The sequence below is a fragment of the Candidatus Pelagibacter sp. HIMB1636 genome, assembly GCF_052047675.1.
Classification (GTDB): domain Bacteria; phylum Pseudomonadota; class Alphaproteobacteria; order Pelagibacterales; family Pelagibacteraceae; genus Pelagibacter.
This window is the reverse complement of the sequence record NZ_JBNAJP010000001.1, coordinates 214572-231754: the sequence shown is the minus strand read 5'-3', so window position 1 is coordinate 231754 and position 17183 is coordinate 214572. Positions and strand designations below refer to the sequence as shown.

The window sequence follows — 17183 nt, the reverse complement described above, 5'->3', positions numbered from 1 at the left end:
TTATTTTTTTAACCTCAATATTAAAGCCGCAACAAACAAAGCGAGTATAGGTGAAATAATTATATAAGATCTAAATGGAGCATCATAAAATAATAACGAACTCAATCCACATACAATCATTACAATTAAGTGATCAAGTTTTTTTAAATCTTGTATTACAATAGCTATAAAAGTAAGTGGTATTGCAAATTTTAATCCAAGTTCCTCTGGAACAAATGAACCTAAAATGATTCCTGACAATGTAGCAATTTGCCAACAAACCCACATCGTGCAACCTGTACCAATCAAATGATAATGTAAGTACTGCTCTGATTTATTTTTTTTAAAAAATTTATTAGATTCTGCAAAACCTTGGTCGACAATAATATAAGAGATTAACAATTTTTTTATTAATGATAATTTTTCTAAGTACTCTGATAAAACTGCTCCATATAAAAGATGTCTTGAATTAATAACACCGACAGATGTTGCTGCTACCAATCCAGATGCACCACCTGATAATAATTGTAAAAAAACAATTTGTGATGCACCACCAAAAATAATAATAGACATCGCATAAACTAATAATGGGTCAAATCCCAATTCAACACCGATAGCTCCACAAATTATTCCAAATGGGATCACAGACAACATATGTGGAGAAATATCCAGCATACCCCTAGTAAATAATTGTTTTTTTGTAAGCATTTCTTTGGGTTCTATTAAAAACAAACTATGTGATCAATATTTATCGGACGTTTAATCCCAAATTTTTCATCAATTTCATGTTGGTGGACGTGATGCGAATGAACAAAAACAGGAATTAATAAATCACTACTAGTTTTTAGAGTATATATAAAATTTGTCCCCCTAAACTTTCTATCAACCACTTCTAATTTTAAATTGCTTTTATCATCATGTTCTAGATCTTCTGGCTGTAACAATAACTGTACTTTAGATCCTTTTGGATAATGTTTTGTAAAATTACCTTTAATTGTACCTAAATCATCATTTTCTAAAGTATTTTCATCTGTAACTTTTGCTGGAATTAATATTCCTCTGTTTAAAAAATTAACTACATCAACAGAATTTGGGAAGTGATAAACATTATAGGGATCATCAAATTGTTTGAGTTCTCCGTCTAAAATAATTCCACATTTGTTACCTAAATAGAATGCTTCGTAAGAGTCGTGTGTAACAATTATTGTTGTAATTTTTAAGTCTTTTAAGATTTGCTTTAACTTTACCTGTATTTCTTCTTTGAAACTTTGATCTATATTCGACAAAGGTTCATCTAATAGTAACAAATCAGGATTTGATAACAAAGATCTGGCTAAAGAGGCTCTTTGAGCTTCTCCAGAACTAATTTCATGAGGATACTTTTCTAAGATTTTTTCTAAATGAAGAAATTTCACTATTTCTTTAAAATTTAAACCTTTCTTCTTTTTTTTATTTCTCTCAGCCCCAAAATTTATATTTTCCAAAACATTGTAGTGAGGAAATAGAGAGTTGTCTTGAAAAGCCAAAGATATATTTCTATCCTCAGGTTCAACATGGTTTTCTTTAGATGAAATAATTTTATTTTTTAAAATAATTTTACCAGACTGAATTTTTTCAAGACCAGCTATTGTTCTTAATATTGTAGTTTTTCCAATTCCAGAGGGGCCTAACAAACAAACTATGTCTCCTTCATTTTCAATATTAAATGAAACATTGGTTACTTTATTTTTAGAGCTTGCAGCAAAAGTAACATTCTCAATTTCTAAAAAATTATTTCTCATTTTATTTATCTTTAAACATATACTTAGATGTAATTAATATAAAAATACTTGCAATCATAATAAGTATTAATGAAGGTGCGGCAGCAGCTTCTAGTAAATCTTGTGAAGCAAATATATAAGCTTGGGTGGCAAATGTTTCAAAATTAAAAGGACGCATAATTAATGTAATTGGTAATTCTTTGATTATTTCGATTGATAACAATATAGCAATTAATAAGACTGAGTTTTTAAGATAAGGGATATGAATATTTAAAAAAGTTTTTAATTTTGAATAACCTAATAGATATGCACTTTCATCAATTGAATAATTAATTTTTAAATATCCAGATTTAATACCGTTGTTAGCTAAAGAATAAAATCTTACAAAATAAACAATTACTAAACCAATTATAGATCCAATAAAAATTTGTTTTATATCAAAAAAATAAAAAACATTTTCATCAAACCAAGAAATAAAAGTTATGAAGGCAACAGCTAATATTATGCCTGGTATCGCGTAACCAGTAATTGAAAAAGTTGTTAGTATGTTTAGTAACTTATTTTTGCTAATTCTATTTCCATAATTTGATATGAAAGATAAAAATATTAAAAGGAAGCCTGATAAGAAGACTAATATCAATGTGTTTGACAGTAATTCTACAATATTTAAATCTATAAAATGTTTTGGAAATTTAATTGTCCAATACAACATTTGCAAAACTGGGAATATAAAACTTGCAAGAAATACGAATGAACAAAATATTATTGCCATTAAAGATTTATAACCAGTTAATTTTTTGAGAGTTTTCGTTTTAAAATTTCCTTTAGCAGGCGAATGATACTGTGCTTTTTTTCTAGATATATTCTCTAAAAAAAATAATCCAAATATAAAAATTAAAAGAAAAAAAGATATTCTGTTTGCTAAAGCCAAATCATCAAAAGATATCCACGCATCATAAATTCCAGTGGTTAAAGTCGATATCCCAAAAAAAGATACTGCACCAAAATCTGATAAAGTCTCCATAGCAACTAAAGATAATCCAGCAATAATTGCTGGTCTTGCTGATGGTAAAATAATATTAAAAAATGTTTTTTTTGTTGAAAAACCAAGGTTTTTACCAACTTCTAGCAAATTTTGAGATTGATAATGAAATGAGGTTCTTGTTAACACGTAAACATAACCAAATAGTGAAAATGAAATTGAAATTATAGCTCCTAGCATTCCATCAAATTTAGGTAAAACGGTATTATAATTTCCATCACCAAATAAGTTTTTCATAATTGAAAAAGCTGTTCCATAGTTTTCAAAAAAAGCAGTTAATGAATATGCATAAATATAAGCTGGAACTGCAAAAGATAAAATTAAAACCCATTTAAAAAAATTAACTCCAGGAAATTTATAAAATGAAACTAAATGAGCAGATCCCACACCAATTACAAAAGTTGTAATTAAAACTCCAATTACAAGAATTATTGAATTAGAAATATATTCAAACAAAAATGTGTTTTTAACTATTGATAAATACTCACCAGTTGGTTCAAAAAAACTAGTAAATACAGTTACAATTGGTATCGCAACTATCATAGAAATGAGCAAAGAGCTCAAAAACCAAATATTAATTTTATTACCCATTTTTAACGAAGTACTAATGGTATTAAGTAGGGTAATAAACTTTATACCAAAAGTACTTAGTGTTAACCTCTTTTATTTCCAACCAGACATCAACATTACTTCTAATGCATCAGCCTGATTTTTTTTATAGTCTCCAACTTTTGTTTGTAAATCCTGTTTAAAATTTTCACCCATTTTTTTTATAAGAGGGTGTGGTTCAACACCATCTATCATTGGGTATTCAAATGTATTGTTTACTATATGTTGTTGTGCTTCTTTTGTTAAAAGAAATTCTAATAATTTTTTTGCATTTTCAGGATTAGGAGAATTTTTTAAAATACCTCCACCACTTATATTCATATGTGTCCCTCTATTGTTTTGATTTGGAAAATAAGGTAATACCTTTTGAGCAGCTTCTTTTTGATCTTCTCCTTTTTGACCGGATAACATCAAAGCATAGTAATAAGTGTTTGCTATAGCCAAATCAGCTTCACCAGCAGCAACAGCTAAAATTTGAGCTCTATCATTTCCTTTAGGATTTCTTGCAAAATTTGAAACTAATTTTTTTGCCCATTCTAAAGTTTGTTCTTTACCATTATTTTTGATTAATGATGCAACAAGAGATTGATTGTAAATATTATTAGATTTTCTAATTACAATTTTTCCTTTCCATTTTGGATCTGACAAACTTTCATAAGTTGTCTCTTTTAAATCTTCTAAACTTACTCTTTCTGGTGAATAATAAATAATTCTTGCTCTTTTAGCGATACCTGTCCAATTATCAGATCTAAAGTTTGCTGGCACTGAAGCTTCGATCTGCGCTGACATAGAGTTCTGAAACATACCTTTTTCGTCAAATGCACCTAGTCTTCCAGCATCTGCTGTAATATACAAATCAGCTTTGGAGTCTTTTCCTTCTTCAGTAATTCTTTTTTGCAACGCTTTGTCTTTGCCTGAAACTACGTTAACTTTTATACCTGTTTTGTTCGTAAACTTTTCATACAACTGAATGTCAGAGTCGTAATGTCTTGCACTAAAAACATTTACTTCACCTGCTAAGCTCATTTTGGCAAAGAAAAATAAAATTAATGCTAGTAATGTTATTTTTTTCATTTGTTTCCTTTTCTTTACCCTGGTTTTTTTGCGAATGAGAATTATTCTCAATGCGAATGATTATCAATCGCATATATTGACGCATATATCAATACTTTTTTTTATATTGCTTAATATAGGGAATTTTTATTTCCAGTCGCCGATTTTACTAAATAAGAAATTTCTAAATGCTTGAACTCTAGCAGTATTTTTTAATGACTGAGGGTAAACAAAGTGCGCTTCTGTTATGGGCCCTTCTACTTTCGGAAGTACTTTAATTACGTTGTTCGAATTTATTACTAAATATTCAGGAAGTGCAGCCAATCCTACCCCAGACTCTACAGCTAGCAAGAGCCCCATTACACTATTTACCTTCATGATTGATTTTCTTTTTTTACCATCATGCATTCCAATTTTTAATGCCCAATCTGGATTATAAACTGGAGAAGGTGCTCCTTTTCCAAACGAAATAAATTTATGTTTATTTAGATCATTTATTGTCTTTGGCATTCCATTTTTTTCTAAGTACTTATTTGATCCATAAATATAATATTTAATATCAACAAGCTTTTTTTGAATATAATTAAGCTGTTTTGGCCTTCTCATGAAAATTCCAATATCAGCCTGTCTTGTACTTAAATCTAATTCTTTATCATCAAAGACTAATTCAATCTCAATCTCTGGATTAAGTCTCATAAATTCTTGAATTCTAGGCGTTAACCAGTGAGTACCAAAACTTCTTACTGTTGTTATAGTTAATTTGCCTGTTGGTTTATTTTTTTGATCACCTAGAGATGTTTCAACCTCTTTTAACTTGCTTATTACTTCATGTGCAGTTTTAAAAACATATTCACCGTTTTCTGTAAGTGTTAATCCTCTTGCATGTCTTTCAAATAGTTGTACTTTCAAATCTTGTTCTAGGGACTGTATCTGTCTGCTGATTGCAGATTGGCTGAGGTTTAAATTTACAGTAGCATTTGTAAAACTTCCAGCTTCCGCAACTGCATGAAAAATTTTTAATTTATCCCAATCCATTATTTATTTACATCGACTAATACTCTTCCGGAAATTTCACCTTTTAAAATTTTAGGATAAGTTTCAATTAGCTCCTCTAAACCTACTGTTAAAACTGATTTTTCAAGCAATTCAAAATCAATTAATTTTGATGCTTCACCCCACATAAATTCTCTTCTTTTTATACTGCAATTTGCGGAATCCATTCCCCAAACCTTAATACCTCGTAACATAAAAGGAAGTAAATTAGTGTTAAGTTCATTACTATTTGCATTTCCACATACAGCTATAATTCCATTAGGCTTTGTTTGTGCAATTGCGTTTGCTAAAATTTTTCCTCCAACAGTGTCTACTACTCCATCCCATAAACCTTTATCTATTGGTCTTGGGTCTTTATCAAATTCAGCTCTATTTATAATGTTTTTTGCACCTAAAGATTTTAAATAATCTGACTTACTTTCTTTTCCAGATACTGCAGTTACATTGTATCCTAATTTTGTTAAAGCCATTATTGCAACACTACCAACGCCTCCAGTTGCCCCTGTTACTAAAACATCGTTAACTTTTTCTCCAAGCAAAATACTTTCTCTTGCTTGAATTGCAAATGCACTCATTAAAGAAGTTAAGCCTGCAGTACCTAAAATCATTGCCTGCTTGCTGGTTAAGTTGTCAGGTTTTTTTACTAGGAAATCTGCATTGACTTTTGCTATCTGAGAATAACCACCAAAAAATACTTCTCCAACTCTAAAACCAGTTAATATTACTTCATCACCTTCTTTAAATTTTGAATTTTCACTTTCAATTACTTTTCCTGAAAAATCTATTCCTGGTATGTGCGGATACTCTTTTACTAGTCTTCCACCATTCTTTAGAATCATTCCATCTTTAAAATTTAAATCAGAATATTCTACCTGAACAGTTACATCTCCATGTTTTAAAAAACTTCTATCTAAAGATTTTACTTCTCTAGAAAAATTTTCACCTTCTTGATTAAGAACTATTGCTTTGAATTGATCAGACACTTTAATCTTTTAGCGTAGTGCTAATAAATCGTAAATATCTATTTTGAAAACTTAAATCTTCTTTAAATTGACCTAAATAATAATTTGTTACTGTAGTTGCTTGTTCTTTTTTAATTCCTCTCATAGTCATACACTGATGAGTTGAATCTATTGTTACCGCAACACCTTTTGCATCTAATGATTCCATTAAAGTATTTGCAATTTGCATTGTAAGTCTTTCTTGAGTTTGAAGTCTTTTAGAGAATACCTCAACTACTCTTGCAAGTTTACTTAAACCTACAACTCTTTCTTTTGGAATATAAGCAACATGAGCTTTTCCAATAATTGGTGCCATGTGATGTTCACAATGACTTTGAACAGAAATATTTTTTTGGACAACCATGTCATCATATCCCTCTACATCACCAAAAGTTTTATCCAAAATTTTATCTGGATCTTCTTTGTAACCTTTAAAATATTCTTTAAATGCTTTAACAACTCTTTTTGGAGTTTCTAATAAACCTTCTCTATTTGGGTCTTCTCCCATCCATGTTAAAATTGTTTTAAAAGCTTCTTCAGCATCTTTGTCTGAAATTTGCTTATTTTCATTTAACTTATTGTCAGTATCTTTTACTAATTTCATAGCGCCTTTTTATACAGTAATTAACTAATTTTAAAATATTTATTATATCTAGATATGTGCTACATAATCACATTCTATGTTCAAAAAAAGAGAAAATATCTACGATATCGAAGAAGGAAATCTTCTTTCTCCAAAATTTGATAATGATGGCTTAATACCTGTCATTACTATGTGTTCTAAAACCAAAGACATTTTAATGCACGGCTATATGAATGTTGAAGCATTAAAAAAAACAATAGAAACCAAAGAAGCTCACTACTTTAGTAGATCTAGAAAAGCAATTTGGCACAAAGGTAAAACAAGTGGGTTCACCCAAAAAGTGTCTGAGATCAGAATTGATGATGATCAAGACTCAATTTGGTTAACAGTTGATATAGGTGACGGCGCTAGTTGCCATGTTGGATACAGATCATGCTTTTATAGATCTATTCCTATGGGACCAATTGATAATGGACGCAAAGTAGAAATGGAATTTCTTGAAAAAGAAAAAAAATTTGATCCTGAAGAGGTTTATAAAGGACAACCAAATCCTACAAAAATTTAATAATGGAATTTAAATTATTTAAACCTTTTGGACCTTCTATATTTAAAGTAAAAATACCAGATGAAATCATCAACAAGTTAAATAAATATATAGACAAAATTATAGAAGACGAGAGATTATCAAGAAATTTAGATTATGGAAAAATGTTAGCAGGAGATGTCACACAAGAATTTCAATTGGAAAAAAAAATTATGACAGATTCTGGATGGCTTAATTTTTTAGCAAACTCCGTGAAACAATGGATTAAATTAGATTTAAAAAAAGATATATCAAAATTTAATCTAATAGACTCTTGGGTAGTTAGACAATTTAAAAATGAATACAACCCTGTTCACTGGCATGGAGGTCACATATCGGGCGCTGGTTTTTTAAAAATTCCAAAAACACTTGGAAAACATATTCAAGACAAAGAAAATAAAGAATACCTTGGTGGAACATTGAACTTTATTCATGGTACTAGACAATTTATATCACACTCTAAATTCACTGTTAAGCCTAAATTAGGTGATTTTTATTTTTTTCCCCATTATTTAATGCACACTGTATATCCTTTTAAAGGATGCGAAGAAGAAAGAAGATCAATTTCTTTTAATGCATTTATTGACGAAAATATTTTTAATGTTCATGGTCCACAGTAATTTACAAAAAAATGTTTTAGATGAAGATTTGGAAGAATGCTCGAATGATCCATTAACAGGTTGGTTTAGAGATGGTTGCTGCAATACAGATGAAAATGACCAAGGTGTACACACAGTTTGTGCGAAAGTTACAACTGAATTTTTAGAATGGTTAAAAGAAGCAGGAAATGATTTAATTACTCCTCATCCAGAATTTGGGTTTCCAGGATTAAAAGATGGAGATGGATGGTGTGTTTGTGCAAGCTGGTATGCACGGGCAGTTGAAGCTGGTAAAGGATGTCCAATATTTCTAAAAAGAACTCATAAAAATACTTTAAAATATTTACCTATCGAAACTTTAAAAAAATTCGCAATAGATCTATCTTAATTTACATATTTCCATATCTTGGTCCACCACCACCTTCTGGTGTCACCCAAGTTATATTTTGTGAAGGTTCTTTAATATCGCAAGTTTTACAGTGAATACAATTTTGCGAGTTAATTATAAACTTATTATCATCATTTTCTTTCTGCACTTCGTATACTCCAGCAGGACAATATCTTTGTGCAGGTTCATCAAATTTTTCTAAAGTGTATTTGATTGGTAAATCAGGATCTTTAAGTTGTAAATGGACTGGTTGATTATCAGCATGATTAGTTCCTGTAAGATAAACTGAGCTAGTCTTATCAAAAGTTATAACATTATCATACTTTGGGTAATCTATTTTAGGCATTTGACTTGCAGGTTTTAATGTTTCGTGATCTGCATGCTTATGTTTAAGTGTAAAAGGAAGTTTTCCTCTAAATAATATTTGATCAATACCTGTAAAGATAATCCCCAAAATTAATCCCCAGCTAAAACTAGGTTTTACATTTCTGGCCTCAAATAATTCTTCATATAACCAACTTTTTTTAAATTTATCTTCATAATTAGATAAATCTTTGTTTTCTTTTAAGTGTTCATTAATAGTTTCAGCTGCAATCATTCCACTTTTCATTGCAGTATGAGAGCCTTTAATTTTAGGCATATTTAATGTACCAGCATCACATCCTACTAGTAAAGCACCTGGCATAAACATTTTAGGTAAACTTTGAAATCCTCCCTCGATTAATGCTCTTGCACCATATGAAATTCTTTTTCCTCCCTCTATAATTTTTTTAATTACTGGATGAGTTTTAAATCTTTGAAACTCATCGTATGGAGATAAATGTGGATTTTTGTAATCTAATCCAATTACATAACCTAAAAATACTTGTTTATTTTCAGCGTGATACATAAAACTTCCGCCATAAGTGTTGTTATCAAGTGGCCATCCAGCTGTATGCATTACTAGTCCTTCTTCATGATTTTTCTCTTCTATTTCCCAAATTTCTTTAAAACCAATTCCATATTGCTGAGGATCTTTTCCATTACTCAGATCAAATTTTTGAATTAATTGTTTTCCTAGATGACCTCTGCAACCTTCAGCAAAAACTGTTACTTTTCCTAATAGCTCAATGCCTGGTTCAAAACTATCTTTTTTGTTACCCTCTTTATCTATACCCATATCTTGGGTAGCTACTCCTTTAACAGACCCGTCATCGTTATATAAAATTTCATTTGCTGGGAAACCTGGAAAAATTTCTACACCCAAATCTTCTGCTTGTTCAGCTAACCATCTACATAAGTTAGCTAAACTAATAATATAATTTTTATGATTTTGTTGAACTGCTGGCAAAAGCCAAGTTGGCCAACTTAAAGATTTTGTTTTTCCTAAAAATAAAAATTTTTCTTTTGTTACTTTTGTTTTAATTGGCGAGTTAAGTTCTCTCCAATTAGGTAATAACTCATCTAGAGCTCTTGTTTCAAAAACATTCCCACTCAAAATATGAGCTCCTATTTCTGAAGCTTTTTCAAGCAAACAAACATTTAAATTTGAATCTAATTGTTTTAATTTAATTGCAGTCGCTAATCCTGATGGGCCACCACCAATGATTACAACATCATATTCCATAGATTCTCTAGACATAATGTAATTTTTAACTGTAAGGATTATTTTTGTATAGTGTTTAATTTGTTCAGCTCTTCCATGAACTGAGGCAAAGCTTCGAAGAGATCTGCTTCAAGACCATAATCAGCAACGCTAAAAATTGGGGCCTCACCATCTTTATTAATTGCAACTATGACTTTACTTTCTTTCATGCCCGCTAAATGCTGAATTGCTCCTGATATTCCAACAGCTATGTATAAATCTGGCACGACAACTTTTCCGGTTTGCCCAACTTGATGATCATTGCTTATATAACCTGCATCAACTGCAGCTCTTGATGCTCCAATAGCTGCTCCAAGCTTATCAGCAATTTCAGTAATTAACCTAAAGTTATCTCCACTTTGCATTCCTCTTCCACCTGATACAACAATTCTAGCTGTACCTAGTTCAGGTCTATCAGATTTAATTTCTTCTCTTTTTATAAATTTTGTATTTGAAAATTCTTCACCAGCATCAATTTTCTCAATTGGTGCTGAACCTCCTGAGCTTTCACAAGGATCAAATGAAGTTGGTCTAATAGTTACACATTTTTTTGCATCATTACTTTTAACTGTTGCAAAAGCATTCCCAGCATAAATTGGTCTAACAAAAGTATCAGAAGATATTACTTTTATAATGTCACTAACTTGTGAGGTATCAAGATGAGCTGCAATTCTTGGCATTAAATTTTTACCAAATGTATTTGCTGAACAAATGATATGAGAATAATTTTCTGCTAAATTAACCACAACTGGAGCAAAATTTTCTGCAATGAAATTTTCATAGTGTGGTGCTTCAACACTTAATACTTTTTTAATTACTGGAAGTTCTGATAATTGTTTTGATGCCTCTGCACTATCATTTCCAATTATCACAGCATGAACTTCGCTATCAATTTGTGAAGCGGCTGTAGCCGCATTAAATGTAAATGGTCTTAACTCTTTATTATTATGCTCTGCTATAAGTAAAACTGCCATTATATTACCTTTGCCTCATTTTTTAATTTTTGAACTAATTCTGCTACATTCGCCACTTTAATGCCCGCTTTTCTTTTTGGTGGCTCTTCTACTTTAATTTGCTCTACTCTTGGAGAAGTATCAATACCTAGATCAGATGCAGAAATTTCTTCAATTGGTTTTTTCTTTGCCTTCATAATGTTTGGAAGAGAAGCGTATCTTGGTTCATTTAATCTTAAATCGCAAGTTACAATAGCAGGAACATTTATTTCAATTGTTTCAAGTCCCTCATCTATTTCTCTAGTAACTTCTAGCTTATTATCTTTTATATCAATCTTTGATGCAAAAGTTGCTTGTGGCCAATTTAATAATGCACTCAACATTTGACCTGTTTGATTACAATCATCATCAATTGCTTGTTTTCCCATAAAAACTAAATCTGGATTTTCTTTTTCAACAATCTTTTGTAAAATTTTTGAAACAGCTAAAGGTTCTAGTTTTCCATCTGCTTTAACATGAATTCCTCTATCTGCTCCAACTGCTAAAGCCTTTCTAACAGTTTCTTGAGCTTTTTCTTCACCTACAGTTATTGCAACCACTTCAGTTGCCTTTCCTGCTTCTTTAATTTTTACTGCCTCTTCGATTGCATTATCATCTGGTGGATTGGTTGACATTTTTACGTTGTCTGTAACTACACCAGTGCCATCCTCTTTAACTCTGATTTGAACGTTGTAATCAATAACTCTTTTTACTGCTACTAAGATTTTCATTAAGCTCTCAACAAATTATTTTCTGAATCATATGGACTTTCATCTAAAACGGTAGCGTCATACATTTCACCCAATATATCAACTTGTAATTTGTCGCCCACATTAGAACAATCAGGTTTTACCATTGCTAGAGCAATTGATTTATCTAATCTAAACCCAAACTCACCACCTGTTGCTCTTCCAACAACTTCACCGTCTTTAAATATAGGATTATTTCCTAGAACATCTGCATCTTTAGTATTGTGAACTTCTAAAGTTACTAATTTATTATCAAAACCTTTTTCTCTCCATTTATTAAGTGCCTCTAAACCAATAAAGTTTCCTTTATTTGGGTGAATAAATCTATCTAGTCCAGATTCGTATGGAGAATATTCAATCGACAATTCTGTTCCAACTAATTTGTAAGATTTTTCAACTCTTAAACTATTCATTGCTCTTATGCCGAATGGTTTAATTCCTAAATCTTTACCAGCTTCCATTAATTTATCAAAAATATGATTTTGATACTCGATTGGATGATGAAGTTCCCATCCAAGTTCACCAACAAAATTTACTCTCATGGCATTAACTGGTGCATATCCTACATTCACATTTTTTGCTGTTAACCATTTAAAGTTATTATTAGAAAAATCATCTGTTGAAACTTTTTGCATTAGTTGTCTTGCTTTAGGTCCAGCTACTACCAATACACCTGTGCTATTTGTTAAATCCTCAAAAATTACAGATCCGTCATCTGGCATCCATTTTTGAATCCAGTCATGATCTAATCTTAAATTTGCTCCAGCTGATACTAAGTAATAACTATTCTCTGCTTCCTTCATGATTGTAAATTCTGAGTGCACACCACCTTTGGTATTTAATGCGTGGCATAGATTTATTCTTCCAATTTTTTTTGGAAGTTTGTTTGCAACTAAATAATCTAAAAATTCCTCTGCTTTAGGTCCTCTTATTCTGCATTTTGCAAAAGCAGTCATATCTAAAAGACCAACATTTTCTTTTACGTTTTGACATTCTTTTTTAATTGCATCAAACCATTTTGATCTTCTAAACGACCAATCATCTTTTTGTTCCATTCCATCCGTTGCAAAAAAGTTAGGTCTTTCCCATCCAAATTTTTGTCCAAAAACTGCTCCTAAATTTTTCATTCTTTCGTAACATGGAGCTGTTCTTAAAGGTCTTGCTGCAGGTCTTTCTTCATCTGGATAGTGAACTATAAAAACATGACTATAAGCTTCTTCATTTTTAGCCTTCAAATAAGATTTTGTTGCATAGTTTCCATATCGTCTTGGCTCAACTCCCAACATATCAATTGTTGGTTCACCATCTACAATCCATTCTGCAAGTTGCCAACCAGCACCACCTGCTGCAGTTATTCCGAAACTATGACCTTCATTAATCCAAAAATTCTTTAATCCCCAAGCAGGTCCAACAATTGGATTTCCATCAGGTGTATAACAAATTGCTCCATTATAAACTTTCTTAACTCCAACTTCTCCGAAAGCTGGAACTCTATGTATTGCTCCCTCAATATGTGGAGCTAATCTATCTAAATCTTCTTGAAATAATTCATATTCAGAATTCTTTGACGGTCCTTCTACATAACATGCTGGTGCACCATCTTCATAAGGTCCTAAAATTAATCCACCCGCTTCTTCTCTCATATACCATCTGCTATCGCTATCTCTTAAAACTCCCATTTCTGGTAAACCATCTTTTTTTCTTTGTTGAATTAAAGGATGAGGTTCAGTCACGATATATTGATGCTCAACAGGAATAACTGGAATATCTAATCCAACCATTTCACCAGTTTGTCTTGCAAAATTTCCAGAACAAGAAATTACATGTTCACACTCTATTGATCCTTTATCTGTTTCAACAATCCATCCATCTTTTGTTTGTCTCATTGATAGAACAGTTGTGTTTCTATAAATCTCTGCTCCCATATTTCTTGCACCAGTAGCTAAAGCTTGTGTTAAATCTGCTGGTTGGATGTATCCATCTTCTGGGTGTTGAATTGCTCCAACTAAATCATCTGTATGACATAGAGGCCAAATTTCTTTTACTTGTTGTGGAGTTAAAAATTTTACATCTACTCCAATCGTTCGAGCGACACCTGCGTACTGATGGTACTCATCCATTCTATCTTTTGTACTTGCCAAACGAATATTTGAAACAACACTAAAGCCAACATTTTTTCCAGTTTCTTCTTCTAAAGTTTTATAAAGATTTACTGCATACTTATGTAGCTGACCTACAGAGTAACTCATATTAAATAACGGCAATAAACCTGCTGCATGCCAAGTTGAACCTGAGGTTAATTCTTTTCTCTCAACAAGGACTACATCAGACCAACCTTTTTTTGCTAAATGATAAAGAGCACTGACACCAACTACTCCACCACCAACTACTACGACTTTAGTTTTTGTTTTCATTTCGTGATTCCTACTAAATTTTTATTAGTAACGAAACAAAAATGTATCTGTGGATAATCAAATTGAGCTGCCGAGTGGAATTGGACTTGAGACCATTGTGGTCAACCAGCAATCTTTTAAAACTCCATCGTCTGTATATTTTTCAACCTGCCAATTGAACTTGTGATAAATTTTGTCCTTATCTAAAATGATGACCTCAAATTGGGCCCATTTGTCACTACTGCCTAGCTCTGTGATAGTGTGACTTAGATGATTAATCATCATTTTATATGAGGCTCCTTTGATCATTCGCTTAAAATTACCTAGGGGACCTGTTACTTTTTTATTATTAGGGTGAGCAAAGGTCCAGGTTTGCTCTATCCCTCTATCTTTATATTCTAAATCATTTTGTTTGAGACCATTAAGTTGAATTTCAACAACTTCTTTTGGCGTAATGTTTTTGTTTGGGTTTACTAACTCTGAATATGAATAAACAGTAGTTAATAATAAAATTAATAAAGTGCTAAATATTATTCGCAGTTTTTCTAACATCTTCTAAGAACTCTTGTCTTTTTGAGTCACTTACAAAAGGTACTGCAAAATATCTTCGATAGGTAATGTTATATATGCCACACATATGAAATACCCCTCTTTTAAGTCGTCTAATCGGTAAATTTAAAAAAAATGTAGTGATAGCTAGTCTTGGTGAACCATATGTGCAAAAAATTACTGCTTTTTTTTTTCTTAAATTACCAATTGGATAACCATAGTTTCCAACTAGTTGCTTAAATCTAAATGCCCATGGTGGTGCCAACACTTTATCAATCCATCCTTCAACAATTGCTGGCATTCTAAAATTCCATATTGGCGCAACTAATACAATTGTATCACACTCTTCTATTCTCTTACGATGATCTAAGACTTCAGCACTTGGGTCTTCTCCAGCAAATACAGGATCAAATTTTTCTTTGTATAAATCTACAACGTCTACTTTGTTACCTTTTAATTCAGAGTGTTTGATAAATTCATCTTTAATTGCTGCGTTAAATGAATTTTCATTATAATGACCGTAAACTAGGAAAATTTTTTTCATAATTTTTAATTAACAAAAAAAACCAAAAAAACTATAAAATTATTGTTTATTCTGAGGTTTTGTACTTACTATTGTTAATTATATAGACAAATAAAATAGGCAAAATAAGTGTAAGTAAAGTTACAACAATTAACAATATCCCAAGCTCTGAATAATCAGCAGTAGTTTGAATTTCTCCTGAAACTTTATCTTTTACTTCTCTAGTAACTGTAAAAATTTGATTTAAATATTTTGTTCCTAAAGCACTTGCGGAAAGAGCTAAATTTGTAAAAGAAGCAAATACTGCAAAAAAAGTTGCTTTAAGATGTGAAGGGGCATTTTTAGCAATCCAAGCTAATAAAGGTATCATTGATACCTGACCTAATGGAGACTCTAAAGCTGTATTTAGTATCGCTATAAATTTAGCATCAACTACACCAACTGTTATTGAAGCGGTCCAATTATGAAATCCATAATACATTCCAACACTTGGTAAAAATAAAATTGCACCAGCTATACTTAATACAACAATAATTTTTGCAATTGAGTTATTGGCCATAAAAGGTCTCAATAAAACAATTCCAGCCAATGTTAAAATTGATGCCAGTAAAGACAAAATTGAAAAAAATTGTTCATTAAAACCAAGTTCATCAATTTCAAACCACGTCAGACCAGGACCAGGACCAGGCATTGCTCTAAATATAAATATAATTACTGCAGTACCAACAATTGTTAACCTTAAATTCTCTGGCAACTCTTTAATGAGTTTAAACATCAAAAATAAAATTATGATAACTGAACCAATGAAAACAATTTCTTGTGCAAAAGGAACTTTGAACGATCCGATAGATAAAGTGAAAATAACAAAAATTAAGCTTCCTCCAAGGATCCACCAATTAATTTTTGTTTTCTCAGTTCCTCTTTCTTCTTTAAATTCAAGTCCTTTAGATTTTAAATTTTGAATTTTCTTATTCCTTAAATATTTTGCTAAAAATACCCCTAAGATTGAAACAACTGGAATAACTAACGCATATAAATAAATTTTACCGTATAGAGCAATTTTAGCAGACTGTTCTAGGCTATCTGCATCTCTAAATAAAATTACATTCACCAACGCAACTAAAACAGTGCCTCCAATAATTGCAAAACGACCAAGGGTTTGCATTGTTGTATGCATAATTTTAACTTGATCTTTACTGTAATCATTTCCACTCTCATCAGTTAGTGGGACAGCTTCAACAGTCATAGCATCAGCAACAACATCTTGAATTACATAACCAACAGGTGCTAAAATTACGCTAATCACAAACCAAGTCTCAACTGTGAAAATTTCAGACATGTCTTCTGTATGAATTATAAGTCCATACATAATCAGCAAACTTAAAGCGATTAAAGAAGCGCCAAAGTAAACCATATAATTTTTTCTATCCCATATAAGGTCAACTAAATGACCTAAAGGCATTTTTAATGCCCATGGAATTCCAGCCCAAAACCCAAGTCCAGCTAAAAAAGCTGCAGATAAATTTAAGTAGTCTTTAACAAAAAAAGTTCCAACTATTCCAGTTAATCCAGAAATACCAGCCGCAACATAAACCATCAAAGGAGGAAAATAAGTCCATTTAAATTGTCGACCTAAATCTAAAAAAGTGCTGTCTAAAAATTTTAATACTTTATCCATAAAAAATTATTTCTGCTCATTATAA

Annotated in this window: 17 protein-coding genes; 3 read left to right on the top strand and 14 right to left on the bottom strand. The window is 31.2% G+C overall.

Going from position 1 to position 17183, the window contains the following annotated elements; translation table 11 throughout:
• The 7 genes from ACTTA6_RS01180 to folE all read right to left on the bottom strand — a co-directional run bounded on the left by ACTTA6_RS01180 (position 1) and on the right by folE (position 7101).
• Complete coding sequence (locus tag ACTTA6_RS01180; protein ID WP_262590458.1) at positions 1–687, bottom strand: AzlC family ABC transporter permease; 687 nt, start codon at positions 685–687, stop codon at positions 1–3.
• Between the two features lie 14 nt (positions 688–701).
• A complete protein-coding gene (locus ACTTA6_RS01175) occupies positions 702–1760 on the bottom strand; it encodes an ABC transporter ATP-binding protein (RefSeq protein ID WP_440614156.1) in 1059 nt (352 codons plus the stop codon).
• Between the two features lies 1 nt (position 1761).
• A complete protein-coding gene (locus ACTTA6_RS01170) occupies positions 1762–3372 on the bottom strand; it encodes an ABC transporter permease (protein ID WP_440614155.1) in 1611 nt (536 codons plus the stop codon).
• A 72-nt stretch (positions 3373–3444) separates the two neighbouring features.
• A complete protein-coding gene (locus tag ACTTA6_RS01165) occupies positions 3445–4464 on the bottom strand; it encodes an extracellular solute-binding protein (protein ID WP_440614154.1) in 1020 nt (339 codons plus the stop codon).
• A 126-nt stretch (positions 4465–4590) separates the two neighbouring features.
• On the bottom strand, positions 4591–5478 hold the full coding sequence (locus ACTTA6_RS01160; RefSeq protein WP_440614153.1) for a LysR family transcriptional regulator: 888 nt from the start codon (positions 5476–5478) through the stop codon (positions 4591–4593).
• Positions 5478–6479, bottom strand: coding sequence for an MDR family oxidoreductase (locus ACTTA6_RS01155; RefSeq protein ID WP_440614152.1), 1002 nt, complete (start codon positions 6477–6479; stop codon positions 5478–5480). Before ACTTA6_RS01155 ends, ACTTA6_RS01160 begins: the two co-directional genes overlap by 1 nt.
• A gap of 1 nt (position 6480) precedes the next feature.
• On the bottom strand, positions 6481–7101 hold the full coding sequence (folE, locus tag ACTTA6_RS01150; protein ID WP_440614151.1) for a GTP cyclohydrolase I FolE: 621 nt from the start codon (positions 7099–7101) through the stop codon (positions 6481–6483).
• Between the two features lie 76 nt (positions 7102–7177).
• Between folE and hisI the strand changes: the two genes are divergently transcribed.
• Genes hisI through ACTTA6_RS01135 form a run of 3 tightly spaced genes read left to right on the top strand, consistent with a single transcriptional unit; the run spans position 7178 to position 8650 of the window.
• Positions 7178–7645 carry a phosphoribosyl-AMP cyclohydrolase gene (hisI, locus tag ACTTA6_RS01145; protein WP_440614150.1) on the top strand — a complete coding sequence of 156 codons (468 nt, stop codon included), beginning with the start codon at positions 7178–7180 and terminating at the stop codon, positions 7643–7645.
• 2 nt (positions 7646–7647) lie between these two features.
• A complete protein-coding gene (locus tag ACTTA6_RS01140; RefSeq protein ID WP_440614149.1) occupies positions 7648–8283 on the top strand; it encodes a putative 2OG-Fe(II) oxygenase in 636 nt (211 codons plus the stop codon).
• Positions 8270–8650: a DUF2237 family protein gene (locus ACTTA6_RS01135; protein WP_440614148.1), complete on the top strand. Its 381-nt coding sequence runs from the start codon at positions 8270–8272 to the stop codon at positions 8648–8650. The genes ACTTA6_RS01140 and ACTTA6_RS01135 overlap by 14 nt, the downstream gene beginning before the upstream one ends.
• 1 nt (position 8651) lies before the next feature.
• Here the strand turns inward: ACTTA6_RS01135 and ACTTA6_RS01130 are convergent, their stop codons facing one another.
• Genes ACTTA6_RS01130 through ACTTA6_RS01100 form a run of 7 tightly spaced genes read right to left on the bottom strand, consistent with a single transcriptional unit; the run spans position 8652 to position 17158 of the window.
• On the bottom strand, positions 8652–10271 hold the full coding sequence (locus ACTTA6_RS01130; protein ID WP_440614147.1) for an electron transfer flavoprotein-ubiquinone oxidoreductase: 1620 nt from the start codon (positions 10269–10271) through the stop codon (positions 8652–8654).
• A gap of 23 nt (positions 10272–10294) precedes the next feature.
• Positions 10295–11248 carry an electron transfer flavoprotein subunit alpha/FixB family protein gene (locus ACTTA6_RS01125; protein ID WP_440680345.1) on the bottom strand — a complete coding sequence of 318 codons (954 nt, stop codon included), beginning with the start codon at positions 11246–11248 and terminating at the stop codon, positions 10295–10297.
• Complete coding sequence (locus ACTTA6_RS01120) at positions 11248–11997, bottom strand: electron transfer flavoprotein subunit beta/FixA family protein (RefSeq protein WP_440614145.1); 750 nt, start codon at positions 11995–11997, stop codon at positions 11248–11250. The genes ACTTA6_RS01125 and ACTTA6_RS01120 overlap by 1 nt, the downstream gene beginning before the upstream one ends.
• The gene (locus ACTTA6_RS01115) at positions 11997–14429 is read right to left on the bottom strand and encodes a GcvT family protein (protein ID WP_440614144.1); all 2433 of its coding nucleotides are present in this window, start codon (positions 14427–14429) and stop codon (positions 11997–11999) included. Before ACTTA6_RS01115 ends, ACTTA6_RS01120 begins: the two co-directional genes overlap by 1 nt.
• A 57-nt stretch (positions 14430–14486) precedes the next feature.
• Positions 14487–14960, bottom strand: a complete 474-nt coding sequence (locus ACTTA6_RS01110; RefSeq protein ID WP_440614143.1) for a hypothetical protein — start codon at positions 14958–14960, stop codon at positions 14487–14489.
• Positions 14932–15501, bottom strand: coding sequence for an NAD(P)H-dependent oxidoreductase (locus ACTTA6_RS01105; RefSeq protein ID WP_440614142.1), 570 nt, complete (start codon positions 15499–15501; stop codon positions 14932–14934). Before ACTTA6_RS01105 ends, ACTTA6_RS01110 begins: the two co-directional genes overlap by 29 nt.
• Positions 15502–15547: 46 nt before the next feature.
• Complete coding sequence (locus ACTTA6_RS01100) at positions 15548–17158, bottom strand: hypothetical protein (protein WP_440614141.1); 1611 nt, start codon at positions 17156–17158, stop codon at positions 15548–15550.
• Positions 17159–17183 lie beyond the last annotated feature (25 nt).

What these genes read in the sequence shown, in the direction of transcription:
- ACTTA6_RS01180 (WP_262590458.1), bottom strand. Translation starts at nt 687, where the DNA reads ATGCTTACAAAAAAACAATTATTTACTAGGGGTATGCTGGATATTTCT.
- ACTTA6_RS01175 (WP_440614156.1), bottom strand. Translation starts at nt 1,760, where the DNA reads ATGAGAAATAATTTTTTAGAAATTGAGAATGTTACTTTTGCTGCAAGC.
- ACTTA6_RS01170 (WP_440614155.1), bottom strand. Translation starts at nt 3,372, where the DNA reads ATGGGTAATAAAATTAATATTTGGTTTTTGAGCTCTTTGCTCATTTCT.
- ACTTA6_RS01165 (WP_440614154.1), bottom strand. Translation starts at nt 4,464, where the DNA reads ATGAAAAAAATAACATTACTAGCATTAATTTTATTTTTCTTTGCCAAA.
- ACTTA6_RS01160 (WP_440614153.1), bottom strand. Translation starts at nt 5,478, where the DNA reads ATGGATTGGGATAAATTAAAAATTTTTCATGCAGTTGCGGAAGCTGGA.
- folE (WP_440614151.1), bottom strand. Translation starts at nt 7,101, where the DNA reads ATGAAATTAGTAAAAGATACTGACAATAAGTTAAATGAAAATAAGCAA.
- hisI (WP_440614150.1), top strand. Translation starts at nt 7,178, where the DNA reads ATGTTCAAAAAAAGAGAAAATATCTACGATATCGAAGAAGGAAATCTT.
- ACTTA6_RS01140 (WP_440614149.1), top strand. Translation starts at nt 7,648, where the DNA reads ATGGAATTTAAATTATTTAAACCTTTTGGACCTTCTATATTTAAAGTA.
- ACTTA6_RS01135 (WP_440614148.1), top strand. Translation starts at nt 8,270, where the DNA reads ATGGTCCACAGTAATTTACAAAAAAATGTTTTAGATGAAGATTTGGAA.
- ACTTA6_RS01130 (WP_440614147.1), bottom strand. Translation starts at nt 10,271, where the DNA reads ATGTCTAGAGAATCTATGGAATATGATGTTGTAATCATTGGTGGTGGC.
- ACTTA6_RS01125 (WP_440680345.1), bottom strand. Translation starts at nt 11,248, where the DNA reads ATGGCAGTTTTACTTATAGCAGAGCATAATAATAAAGAGTTAAGACCA.
- ACTTA6_RS01120 (WP_440614145.1), bottom strand. Translation starts at nt 11,997, where the DNA reads ATGAAAATCTTAGTAGCAGTAAAAAGAGTTATTGATTACAACGTTCAA.
- ACTTA6_RS01115 (WP_440614144.1), bottom strand. Translation starts at nt 14,429, where the DNA reads ATGAAAACAAAAACTAAAGTCGTAGTAGTTGGTGGTGGAGTAGTTGGT.
- ACTTA6_RS01110 (WP_440614143.1), bottom strand. Translation starts at nt 14,960, where the DNA reads ATGTTAGAAAAACTGCGAATAATATTTAGCACTTTATTAATTTTATTA.
- ACTTA6_RS01105 (WP_440614142.1), bottom strand. Translation starts at nt 15,501, where the DNA reads ATGAAAAAAATTTTCCTAGTTTACGGTCATTATAATGAAAATTCATTT.
- ACTTA6_RS01100 (WP_440614141.1), bottom strand. Translation starts at nt 17,158, where the DNA reads ATGGATAAAGTATTAAAATTTTTAGACAGCACTTTTTTAGATTTAGGT.